Genomic DNA, 11529 nt, shown 5'->3' with positions numbered 1-11529 from the left:
CGTCCCGTCCGACAGCCCGTCCAATGGCCCGTCCGGCTTCCCGTCCCGTGGCGCCTCCCCGGCCCCCACGCGCAGCCGATGGCCGCCGATCTCTTGACCTTCGACGAAGCACAGGCTTAGCGTTCCGGCGTCGACCTGGATTGAAACGATTCAGTCGTTTGGTTCCCCACTCTTTCTCCTACTTTGAGGCGCACCATGATTGAAGAGACGCCGCGGCCCGGCGGAATTTCCCGGCGTGCGGCCCTCGCGGCAGGCATCGGGGCGACGGTGCTGGGCGCACTGCCGGGTGTGGCGGCCGCCGTTCCGGCCGCCGTGCCGACGGCGGCCGCGGGACCGGCCCCGGACGCCGACTGGTTCGCGAATCCCCCGCGTTCCGTGCGCCCCAGGTTCCGCTGGTGGTGGCCGGACGGACTGGTGGACCCGGACGAGGTCGCCCGCGAGATCGACCAGATCGCCGACGCCGGCTTCGGCGGCATGGAGATCGCCGGTGTCCACCACAGCATCAAGGACAAGTCGGTACTGGACACCGCGCACCACGGCTGGGGCAGCCGGCCCTGGCAGGAGGGTGTGGCGGCGGCCCTGGGCAGAGCCGCCCGGCGTGGGGTGACCATCGACCTGACGCTGGGCCCGAGTTGGCCCGTCGCGGTCCCCGGTGTCGTGCCCGACGACGAGGTGGCCGCGCAGGAACTCGCCTACGGACGCGTCTCGTTGGCCGCCGGTGAAACGTATCAAGGCCCGGTGCCCGGTTCCGTGCGCCCCGCCGGGAGCGGAGTCACCCGGCAGCGGCTCGTGGCCGTCCAGGCCGCCCGGGCGAACGCGGCCAACTCCACCCGCAAGGAGACCGGCCTGGACCTGGACAGCGTCCGGGACCTGACCGCGCTGGTCACCGACGGCACGCTGTCCTGGACGGCGCCGGCGGACGGCGACTGGGTGCTGATCTCGTACTGGCAGCGCGGTTCGGCGCAGCAGCCCGAGTCGGGGCCGCACACCTCCCCGGCGGCGTACGTCGTCGACCACTTCAGTGCCGCGGGCACCCGAGCCGTCACGGACCACTGGGACCAGGAGATCCTGACGCCCCAACTGCGGCGGCTGCTGCGGGCCGCGGGCGGGACCTTCTTCGAGGACTCCGTGGAGCTGGAGACCGACGGACTGGTCTGGACGACCGGGCTTCCGGAGGCCTTCGAGGAGCGGACCGGGCGGCCGCTGCCGCCCTGTCTGCCCGCGCTCGTGCTGGACAAGAGCAACCAGGTCTTCGCGTTCGAGGCCCAGGTGACCCGGCAGATCCGGCACGACTTCTGGGGAGTCGTCTCCGAACTGTTCAACCGTCACCACATCGCCGCCCTGCGGGACTGGGCACACTCCCTCGGCATGGGGCTGCGCGCCCAGCCGTACGGTCTCCAGACGGACGCGATCGCCTCGGCGGCCCTGCTCGACATACCCGAGGGAGAGTCCCTCGGCTTCAAGAACCTCGACGACTACCGCTGTCTGGCGGGCGGCCGGGACATGGCCGGCCACACCGTGCTGTCCTGCGAGGCGGGCGCCTACAACGGATCCGCGTACAGCACCACCTGGGACCGGTTCCTGCGCACCATGGGCGGCGCGTACGCGGCCGGCGTCAACCAGACGAACCTGCACGGCTTCTCCTACGCCACCGCGCCCGGAGTGGCCTGGCCCGGCTTCGCCGCGTTCAGCCCGTACAACGGCACGGCCGGCTACGGCGAGTCGTGGGGCCCGCGCCAGCCCACCTGGACGCATGTCGCGGACATCTCCGGCTACCTCGGCCGTGTGCACCGCGTCCTGCAGAGCGGCACCGCCCGCGCCGACGTGGCCGTCTTCCGGCAGACCGGCTACACCGCCACCGGGATCGGCGCGTCCTGGTTCACCGCGACCGGCGTCCCGCTCGGCTGGACCCATCAGTTCCTCAGCAGCCCGCTGCTCGACCTGCCGAGCGCCACCGTGAGACAAGGCCGGCTGGCACCCGACGGCCCCGCCTACAAGGCCCTGTTCGTCGAGGGCGACTTCTTCTACGGCTCCACGCCCACCCTGTCCGTCGACGACGCGGGCAGGATCCTCGCGCTGGCCCGGGCCGGGCTGCCGGTCGTCCTGCTCGGCGCCTTCGACCAGGGCCTGACCCCGGGCGTCCCGGCCGACGGCGAGACGGACCGGCTGCGCGAGACCCTGGCCCGGCTGCTCGCGCTGCCGAACGTCGTGCGCGTCACCGACAAGGCGGCCGTGGGGGACGCCCTGGCGGGGCTCGGCGTCACCCCCGACGCCCGCTACGCCACCGCCTCCACCCTGCTGAACGCCCGGCGCTCGACGGCTGAGGCGGACTACTACTACTTCTGCAACGGCAAGCACGCCGAGACGGTCAAGCCGCCCGTCGCCGCCATCGACCACGAGGTCACCGTGCGCCGCGACGGTCACGCCGAGACCGTCCCCTACCTCCTCGACCCCTGGACGGGGGACGCCGTGCGGCTCGCCCGGTACACGCGCGACGGCGACGACTTCACCGTACGGATCAAGCTCCAGCCGGGTGAGTCGACGATCATCGCGCTGGGCCGTCCGGGGCTCTTCGGCGACCGGCACGGCGCCCGGCCGCACGTGGTCGCCACCGACGCCGACAGCGTCCTGTTCACCGAGAAGGGTCTGGCCGTACGGGCGAGCGCGCCCGGCACCTACACCACCCGGCCGGACCGGGGCCGGACCTTCACCACGACGGTCCCGGCCCTGCCTGATGTCGTCGTCCCCGCCCGGTGGCAGCTGGACGTCGAGGACTGGCGCCCCGGCTCCACCGCGACCCGCACCGAGGTCGTCGGCGTCTCGGTCGCCCTCGACACGCTCCTGCCGTGGTCGAAGATCCCCGAACTCGCCGACAGCGCGGGCGTCGGGCACTACCGCACCACGGTCGACCTGCCCGCCGGCTGGACCTCCGCGCACGGTGCCCGGCTGGAGCTGGGGCAGGTCAGCGACACCTGCCGGGTCACCGTCAACGGCACCCGGCTGCCGGCCGTCAACCGGCTGAACCCCGTCGTCGACCTCGGCCCCGGTCTGCTGCGGCCGGGCGCCAACCGGATCGAGGTGGAGGTCGCGACGCCGCTGATCAACCGTCTGCGGGTGGACCAGCCCGCGGTGTTCGGCGCCGTCGCCCGCCAGGACCACGGCCTGAGCGGTCCCGTCCGGCTGGTCCCCTACCTCCAGACGGACCTGTCCTGACCGCACCGGCCGGGGCGCGCGCCCGCCACGCGCGACGCCCCGGCCGGACTCCCGGCGCACCCCCTCGACGAGGGCGGCGGCGGTCCGGTTCCGCTCACGCGCCTGCGGACACGCTCGGCTCGGGGACGGGTGTCCGGCCGACCACCGCCAGCAGTTCGAGCGGCAGTTCCGTGTCCCCCTGCCCGACGGTCAGCCCGAGCCAGCGGCCGCGGTCCTCGATCGGCCAGACCCGCATGCCCACGGCCAGCTGGCTGAGCAGGTCGAGCGGATCGGGCACCTCGGCCCCCTCGTACCCGGCTATCAGATACGACCACAGGTCGACCTCGTACGGATCGCCCCAGCGTCTCGTGAACTGCGCGCCCAGCGCGTCGAGGCAGGCCCGCAGCTCCGCGTCCGCCCGGTGCCAGGCCTCGCCTCCGATGTCGTCCGCGAAGTCATGGCTGGCCCGCAGCACGCGCACATGATGGCCGGGGCCGCCGCTCTCGGTGGCGTCGTCGTGGCACGTCGGGGGGAACGGCCGGACGAGCAGCTCGTCGATCGCCGCCAAGCACTCCGTGAGAACGTCGTCCGAACAGCCTCCGGACTCCATGGTGGTCATGAACGCAGGCTAGAAGGCACCACTGACAACGACGCCGGTCACGCGGCGACCGCAGGCGGTCCGCCCGTCCCCGCCGCCACGGCCGCAAGGGCATCCGTCCCGGCCCGGTCACGCGGCGCCGCGTGCGGTCAGGGCCCTGGTGAGCAGGACGCCGGCCACGATCAGTGCCACGCCCAGCCACCACGCGTCCTCGAAGATCAGGACCGCGATCCCGATCGGCACCAGCAGCCCGGCCAGGGGCAGGAACATCCCGCCCAGCCGCGGCGGGTCCGGGCCCGGAAGGCCCGCCGCGCGCCGGGCGCGCGCCCGTGCGACGTCCGGGTACCAGGCGGTGAAGCGCACGGCCGCCACGATGGCCAGGATCTGGATGATCCATCCGGTCCAGATGTCGTTCGGATCGCGCAGGACCAGGTCGCCGTAGGCGCCCGCGACCGCGGCGACCAGGAACGCCAGTCCCCACGCCCCGGTGATGAGGTAGTTGGTGCGCAGGAACGCGGGCGTGTGCCAGTACTCCGGCTCCACCCGCTCCCGCGCGTACTGGAGCGTGAACGGCGTCCCGCACGCCATGGACCCGAAGGCGATCAGGCACAGGGCGATGTTGGAGACCTCACCGGCGTACGTCTCCAGCCAGCGCCGGGTGCCGTCGCTCGCGGTGGCGCCGACGACGGCCAGGACGGTGAAGAAGGCGAGGTCGGCGAGCTCCAGCAGCTTCCAGGAACTGCCCCGGTGCACGATCCGGCCGGCCGCGACCAGGACGACCGTCGCCGCCAGGGCGAGCACGACCGCGATCTCGAACCTGCCGGGTCCCACCAGCAGCGAGAAGACGATCCAGGGCGCCATGCCGACGACGGGATTCCCGAGGAATCCGGCGACCGTACCCCCTGCCGTGGCGGGTGCCTCGGGCTTCATCTCTCCAGGGTGCCCGCGTGGGGCCGATCGGGCCATTCGGAGCCCGGCCCGGAGGGCGGGAGGGGGCGGCGGGACACGCGACGCCGGTCGCCGCGGGCGGCGGGGTTCCTGTGCCGCGCGCTCAGATCCGGGCCGGGACCGGCCGTCTGAGCAGATAGACACCCGCCGTCGACACCAGCGCGGCCATGCACACGATGAACACCAGGCCCGCGCCCTCCAGTCCGATCGGCCCCGACAGCACCCCCACGCCGATCACCGGCACCGAGATACCCGCGTACGCCACCACGAACAGGGTCGAGACCACGGACGCGCGCCGGTCCGCGGGAGACGCCTCGGCCACCGCCGACAGCGCCCCGCGGAACGCCAGCCCCTGCCCGCAGCCGCCGACGAGCGCGCTCAGCACCACCAGCGCCAGCAGGTCCCAGCGCAGCGCGCCCGCGAACAGCACGAGCCCGGTGAGCAGGCCCGCGCAGCCCAGGGGCAGCGACCGGCCCACTCCGACCCGGCCGACGGCCAGTTGTCCGGCCGTCGAGGCGAAGAAGGCCAGCGCGACGACCAGCCCGCTCACCGCGTGGTCGTGCACGTCCAGGGACTCGGCGAGGAACGCCGGACTGACCGCCGTGAACACCCCGAACAGGGCGAACCCCACGAAGGAGGCGGTCGCCGCCGGACCGAACACCGGCCGTACCTGCGCGGGCACGCCGGGCCGTTGCGGTCGTACCGTGCGCAGCGGCCGCCGCCGCGCGACGGTCTCCGGGAGCCACAGCAGGACCGCGGCCGAGCAGGCCACCAGGGCGAGGTGCACGACGAACGGCAGGTACAGCGGCCAGGCCGCGTACTGGGCGAGGACCCCGGCGAGCAGGGGACCGCAGCCCAGGCCGCCCATGTTGGCGGCCGTCGCCACGAACGTGGCACGGGAGGCTCCGCCGTCCGGGGCCAGTTCGATCACGTAGACCGTGGCGGCCCCGGTGAACAGGCCTGCGGACAGCCCGGACAGCAGCCGCCCGACGTAGAGATGGCCGAGGCCGGTGGCGGCGAGGAAGCAGACGGCGCTCGCCGCCGCGAAGCCCAGGCCCCACAGCAGTACGGGCCGCCGGCCCACGGCGTCGGAGGCGTTGCCCGCCAGCAGCAGCACACCGATGACCGCGAAGGCGTAGACGGCGTACACGACGGTGACCGTCAGCTCGGAGAACCCGAACTTCTCCTGGTAGAGGCCGTACAGCGGAGTCGGCAATGTGGTGCCGGCCATGCACACGGCGAACACCGCTCCGCCGAGCAAACACGCGCGCCACCCTCGGCGATCACCGCCCATGCCGTCGACAGTAACGGCGCCGAGCCACCGGCGCTGGCCCAAGCACGGCTTCGCACGGCCGTCGTACGGTGCGGCGACGCACACCGCATACGAAGAACCCCGCCCCGGATCATCCGGGACGGGGTTCTGTTCGAGCGCCGGGCAGGCCTTGCACCTGCATCTCCCCACAGGAAGTGGGGCGTCTTTCCTTGGACCACCAACGCACGGCGCGGTCACGCGATCCCGCGGTGCGCTCAAGATCGAGTATAGCGTGCCCGCACCCTGGTGATGTCCGGTCAGCCCGCGGCGAGGAGTTCGAGCGTGTCGATGACCCGGTTCGAGAAGCCCCACTCGTTGTCGTACCAGGCGACCACCTTCACATGGCGGCCTTCGACCCGGGTGAGGGCCGAGTCGAAGATGGAGGAGGCCGGGTTGCCGACGATGTCGGCGGAGACGAGCGGGAAGTCCGAGTACTCGAGGACGCCGGCCAGCGGGCCCTCGGCGGCCGCCCGGTAGGCGTCCAGCACGTCCTCGCGGGTGACGTCACGGGCGACGGTGGTGTTCAGCTCGACGATCGAGCCGACCGGGATCGGAACCCGGATCGAGTCGCCGGACAGCTTGCCGTCCAGGCCGGGCAGCACGAGACCGATCGCCTTGGCGGCACCCGTCGTGGTCGGCACGATGTTGACGCCGGCCGCCCGCGCACGGCGGGCGTCGCGGTGCGGGCCGTCCTGGAGGTTCTGCTCCTGGGTGTAGGCGTGCACCGTCGTCATGAAGCCGTGCTCGATCCCGGCGAGCTCGTCGAGCACCGCGGCCAGCGGCGCGAGCGCGTTCGTCGTGCAGGAGGCGTTCGAGACGATGGTGTGGAGGGCCGGGTCGTACGCTTCGGTGTTGACCCCGTACGCCAGGGTGACGTCGGCGCCGTCCGACGGCGCGCTGACGAGCACCTTCTTCGCGCCCGCGTCGAGGTGGGCGCGGGCGTCCTTGGCCGAGGTGAAGCGGCCGGTCGCCTCCAGGACGATGTCCACCTCGAGTTCGGCCCACGGCAGCTGAGCGGGCTCGCGCTCGGCGAGCACCTTGATGCGTCGGCCGTCGACGACGAGGACGTCCCCCTCGACGGTGACCGGGCGGCCCAGCCGGCCGGCCGTCGAGTCGTAGGCGAGCAGTCGCGCAAGGGTGTCGGGCTCCGTGAGGTCGTTGACGGCGACGATCTCCAGGGCGCTGTCGCGCTCGAGCAGTGCGCGCAGCACATTGCGTCCGATGCGGCCGAATCCGTTGATGGCGATGCGAGTCATGAGTGGTGTCCCTTCGGTTCGCCACCAGAGTCGCCTGCCGTTCCGGCGGCGGACAGTGGCGGGATCGCCACGGTTCAAAAGGATCGCGCCATGATCTCCCCGTGGGTCGTGCCATGGCGTGTCAACGGTGGATCGCGGCAGGTGGCGGGGCTGACGGCGGACCTGATGGCGGGGCTATTCGCCCTGTGCGAAGGTGCGGCGGTACTCGGTCGGTGTGGTGCCGAGGATGCGGTGGAAGTGCAGCCGGAGATTGGCTCCGGTGCCGAGGCCGACGTCGGCGGCGATCTGCTCGACCCCGCGCTGTGACCGTTCGAGCAGTTCGCGGGCCATGTCGATACGGGCCCGCATGACCCACTGCATCGGCGTGTAGCCGGTCTCCTCCACGAAGCGCCGCGAGAACGTGCGCGGCGAGACCGCCGCCTGCCGCGCGAGGATCTCCAGGGTGAGGGGTTCGTGGAGCCGGTGCAGCGCCCAGGCGCGGGTGTCGGCGAACCGCTCGCCGTGCGGCTCGGGCACGCTGCGCGGCACGTACTGGGCCTGGCCGCCGCTGCGATAGGGGGCCGCGACCAGGCGCCGGGCCGCGTGGTTCGACGCGGCCACCCCGAGGTCGCCGCGCAGGACGTGCAGGCACAGGTCGATGCCGGAGGCGGCGCCTGCCGAGGTCAGTACGCTGCCCTCGTCGACGAAGAGGACGTTCTCGTCGACCTGGACACGCGGGTGTCCGGCCATCAGGGCCCGGGTGTAGTGCCAGTGGGTGGTGGCCCGCTTGCCGTCCAGCAGGCCCGTCGCGGCGAGCGCGAAGGCGCCGGTGGAGATGGCGGCCAGCCGCGCCCCCCGGCGGTGGGCGGCGATCAGCGCGTCGACGACGGCCCCCGGCGGGTCCTCGCGGTCGGGGCGGCGGTAGCCGGGGATGAAGACGATGTCGGCCCAGGCGAGCGCGTCGAGGCCGTGCGCGACATGGTACGAGAGGCCGTCGCCGCCGGTCACGAGTCCGGGTGCCGCGCCGCACAGCCGCACTTCGTAAGGCATGCTCGCCCGCGTGGAGAAGACCTGTGCGGGAATCCCGACGTCGAGCGGCTTGGCCCCCTCCAGGACGAGGACGGCCACGCGACGCAGACGAGAGGCTGACACGGGGACAGGGTACGCAGGCGCCGCCCGGGCGCGGGCCGCGGACCTGGGACGGACGTGATCCGTCCAGCCGGACGGATGTGATCCGTCCAGCCGTGACGGCCGGACGGATCACATCGGCGGGACAGCCCGGCGGGGCCGGTCAGCGGACCCGGATGAAGACCACGTCGTAGCCGCTCGCGGTGGAGCGGTTCTTGACGTAGACGCCGTCCTTGCCGCCGTTGGGGTTGGTGGTGTTGCCCTCGACCGCGGTGAAGCTGGAGCCGCCGCTCACCGAGCGCACGATGCCGATGTGCTCATGGCCGCCGGTGAAGTCGCTGCCGCCGTTCCAGTCGTAGGCCACGATGTCGCCGGGCTGCGGGCTGTTCGTCACCGACAGGTGGTAGTTGCCGGCCCGCGCCTGCTTGACCCAGCCCGAGACATAGCTGTTGCGGTAGGAGGTGGCACCGGTCTGCTGGGCCACCCAGCTCACGAAGGTCGCGCACCAGGCGTAGTTGTTCGTGGACAGGGACAGGCCCACGGCCGCGCCGTAGCTGTTCGCCCGGGCGCTGCCCTCCACCGTGCCGACCTCGGCCGCGGCGACGTCGTAGATCTTGCTGTAGCCGCCGCCGGGCGGGGGCGTGGTCGGCGGGGTGACCGCGCCGTACAGCGCCGCCTTGGTGTTCGGTCCGACCTGACCGTCGACCGACAGGCCCTTCTCGGACTGGAAGTCGCGCACCGCGGCGTCGGTCATCGGTCCGAAGTCGCCGTCCACGGCCAGGTCGGCGCCGTGGTGGTTGAGCAGGCTCTGCAACTCGGTGACACAGCCGCTCTTCTGGCCCTTGACGATGTTCGCCGGGCACGAGGCGGAGTTCAGATTGATCGGCGCCGGTGCGCCGTTGCCGCCGCCACCGCCGATGTTGGAGTACAGGGCGGCCTTGGTGTTCGGGCCGACCTGGCCGTCGACCGAGAGGCCGCTCGCGGACTGGAAGGACTTCACGGCCGCCAGGGTCAGCGGACCGAACTCGCCGTCCACGTCCAGGTGCTGGCCCTTGCCGTTGAGCAGGGCCTGAAGGGTGGCGACACAACCGCCGCTCTGCCCCTCCGTGATGTTCGCCGGACAGGACGCCGACCGCAGGTCGATTCCGGTCGCGGGCGATTCGTCGGTGTTGTAGAGCTCGGCCTTGGTGTTCGGGCCGACCTGGCCGTCGACCGAGAGGCCGTGCGAGGACTGGAAACTGCGGACAGCGCTTTCCGTGGCCGGGCCGAAATCGCCGTCCACGTCGATCGAGTAACCGTAGTGACGGAGCAGCCGCTGGAGTTCGGTGACACAGCCGCTCTTGTTGCCCTGGACTATGTTCGCCGGGCAGGACGAGGACAGCAGATTGATCGGCGCGGGCGCCGATCCTCCGGTCGCGTACAGCTTCGCCTTGGTCTGCGGGCCCACCAGCCCGTCCACCGCGATCGCGGTGGCGGCCTGGTATTCACGGACCGCGTAGAGGGTGGCCGGGCCGAACTCGCCGTCCACCGTCAGTCCCGCACCGTGCGCGTTGAGCAGGTTCTGGAGTTCCGTGACGCAGCCGCTGACCTGGCCCTTCTGGATCACGCTGGGGCAGGACGAGGAGGTCAGCTTGATCGGCGCGGGCGCCGCCATCGCCGGAACGGCACCGATCAGGGCGACCGTCGAGACCATCGCCGTGGTCGCCGCGAGAACACCGACGCGGGCACGCCAGCGGGGTCTCGCGCTCTTGCTGCCGCGGTCCTGGGCGTGGGGTCTGTCGGCAGGAGCGTCAAGTACGTTTCTCATGACTGCGAAATGTCCCCTTCAGCGGATCTGCGGATTACCGGTCGCACTCGCACCCCGGCACATGCCTGCCATAGGCACGGAATTCGGCGGGCGTGGAGAGGTTGCAATGTCTGTCCGCGTTGGCGCTTTTACGAGCCAACGATTGCCGCATGTAGTCATGCGGTTACGGTCGTCGTCGAATGACTTGAATCGGCCTGCTATTCCGCGCATGACGGTGACAGGTCAAGTGCGCGTACACAATCCTGCGCGACACAACTGGCCGGATTACGCCGTGATCCATGGCCGATAAAAAGCGGCGGGTTGACGGCCTTTGAAGTTTCGACCCATTTCAGTGGTACGGATCATTGCGTCAGATCCGAAGGCGGCGTGACCTGTTTGCCGCCGAAACGCAGAAGCCCCGCCCCGGATGATCCGGGGCGCAACACAAAAACCCCGCCCCGGATCATCCGGGGCGGGGCTTGTCGGAGCGCCGGGCAGGCCTTGCACCTGCATTTCCCCGCAGGAAGCGGGGCGTCTTTCCTTGGACCACCAACGCGTGGAGCGTGTCTCGCGTTTCCGCGTCTCGCTCTAGATCGACTATAGCCTGTTCGGGGCCGGCCGGGAAAGCCCAGGTGAACCGGGCGCGACCGGCCGACGCGGGCCGCACCGACGAGACGGTCCCCGGCACCGCGTCGACCGGTACCGAGGACTCGTACGACTGGTACGACTCGTGCAACTCGTGCAACTCGTGCGACTCGTGCGACTCGTGCGACTCGTGCGCGAGCAGGCTGCGGGTCAGGGCCGCGGCACCCCGCCGGGGGGTTCGGTGGTGGCGGTCGCGGCGGCCCGGCCCTGCGGGGCGCTGTCGGTCAGGACCAGTTCCTTCGCCCGCCGGAACTCCTCCTCCGTGATCGCGCCGCTCGCCTTCAGGTCCGACAGCTTGGCCAGCTCGTCGGCGCTGTTGGGCCGGGCACCGGCGGCCGTCTGCTCGATGTAGGAGTCGAACTGCTTGCGCTGTTCGCGGGCCTGTTCCAGCTCGCGGCGGCCCATGTCCCTGCCGCGGGCGATGAGGTAGACGAAGACGCCCAGGAACGGCAGCAGGATGACGAAGACCAGCCAGCCGGCCTTACCCCAGCCGCCCATGTCGTCGTCGCGGAAGATGTCGAAGATGATCCTGAAGAGCAGGAACAGCCACAGGATCCAGAGCCCCAGCCACAGCATGGTCCAGAAGAGGCTCAGCAGCGGGTAGTCGTAGGCGAGATACACCTGTGTGGTCATGTCGTGCCTCCGTTTGGGCGACCGCCTCTCCGCTCCGGGCGTTCGGGCCGGG

8 protein-coding genes are annotated in these 11529 nt (G+C 71.6%); 1 reads left to right on the top strand and 7 read right to left on the bottom strand.

Annotation, left to right across the window (positions count from 1 at the left end; translation table 11 throughout):
• The first annotated feature begins 195 nt into the window (after positions 1–195).
• Positions 196–3213, top strand: a complete 3018-nt coding sequence (locus tag ACZ7OY_RS31475) for a glycosyl hydrolase (protein ID WP_471914568.1) — start codon at positions 196–198, stop codon at positions 3211–3213.
• A gap of 94 nt (positions 3214–3307) precedes the next feature.
• Here the strand turns inward: ACZ7OY_RS31475 and ACZ7OY_RS31470 are convergent, their stop codons facing one another.
• From ACZ7OY_RS31470 to ACZ7OY_RS31440, 7 genes are all read right to left on the bottom strand, one after another.
• Positions 3308–3811, bottom strand: a complete 504-nt coding sequence (locus ACZ7OY_RS31470) for a hypothetical protein (RefSeq protein WP_471914567.1) — start codon at positions 3809–3811, stop codon at positions 3308–3310.
• A 108-nt stretch (positions 3812–3919) separates the two neighbouring features.
• Entirely contained in the window at positions 3920–4720 is an 801-nt protein-coding gene (locus tag ACZ7OY_RS31465) for a hypothetical protein (RefSeq protein ID WP_471914566.1), read from the bottom strand.
• Positions 4721–4841: 121 nt separating this feature from the next.
• The gene (locus tag ACZ7OY_RS31460; RefSeq protein ID WP_471914565.1) at positions 4842–6032 is read right to left on the bottom strand and encodes an MFS transporter; all 1191 of its coding nucleotides are present in this window, start codon (positions 6030–6032) and stop codon (positions 4842–4844) included.
• A 275-nt stretch (positions 6033–6307) separates the two neighbouring features.
• The gene (gene gap / locus ACZ7OY_RS31455) at positions 6308–7306 is read right to left on the bottom strand and encodes a type I glyceraldehyde-3-phosphate dehydrogenase (RefSeq protein WP_471914564.1); all 999 of its coding nucleotides are present in this window, start codon (positions 7304–7306) and stop codon (positions 6308–6310) included.
• Positions 7307–7480: 174 nt separating this feature from the next.
• Positions 7481–8437: a GlxA family transcriptional regulator gene (locus ACZ7OY_RS31450; protein ID WP_471914563.1), complete on the bottom strand. Its 957-nt coding sequence runs from the start codon at positions 8435–8437 to the stop codon at positions 7481–7483.
• 139 nt (positions 8438–8576) lie between these two features.
• Positions 8577–10220, bottom strand: a complete 1644-nt coding sequence (locus ACZ7OY_RS31445) for a peptidoglycan-binding protein (protein WP_471914562.1) — start codon at positions 10218–10220, stop codon at positions 8577–8579.
• A gap of 774 nt (positions 10221–10994) precedes the next feature.
• Positions 10995–11477: an SHOCT domain-containing protein gene (locus tag ACZ7OY_RS31440; RefSeq protein WP_471914561.1), complete on the bottom strand. Its 483-nt coding sequence runs from the start codon at positions 11475–11477 to the stop codon at positions 10995–10997.
• Positions 11478–11529 lie beyond the last annotated feature (52 nt).

Source organism: Streptomyces sp. NPDC107559, from assembly GCF_055657365.1.
Note: the sequence above shows the minus strand (reverse complement) of the source record. Positions and strands in the feature narration are given on the sequence as shown.

Bases quoted from the DNA above. Each gene is read 5' to 3' on its own strand.
- gap (WP_471914564.1), bottom strand. From the start codon at position 7,306: ATGACTCGCATCGCCATCAACGGATTCGGCCGCATCGGACGCAATGTG.
- ACZ7OY_RS31465 (WP_471914566.1), bottom strand. From the start codon at position 4,720: ATGAAGCCCGAGGCACCCGCCACGGCAGGGGGTACGGTCGCCGGATTC.
- ACZ7OY_RS31470 (WP_471914567.1), bottom strand. From the start codon at position 3,811: ATGACCACCATGGAGTCCGGAGGCTGTTCGGACGACGTTCTCACGGAG.
- ACZ7OY_RS31460 (WP_471914565.1), bottom strand. From the start codon at position 6,032: ATGGGCGGTGATCGCCGAGGGTGGCGCGCGTGTTTGCTCGGCGGAGCG.
- ACZ7OY_RS31445 (WP_471914562.1), bottom strand. From the start codon at position 10,220: ATGAGAAACGTACTTGACGCTCCTGCCGACAGACCCCACGCCCAGGAC.
- ACZ7OY_RS31475 (WP_471914568.1), top strand. From the start codon at position 196: ATGATTGAAGAGACGCCGCGGCCCGGCGGAATTTCCCGGCGTGCGGCC.
- ACZ7OY_RS31440 (WP_471914561.1), bottom strand. From the start codon at position 11,477: ATGACCACACAGGTGTATCTCGCCTACGACTACCCGCTGCTGAGCCTC.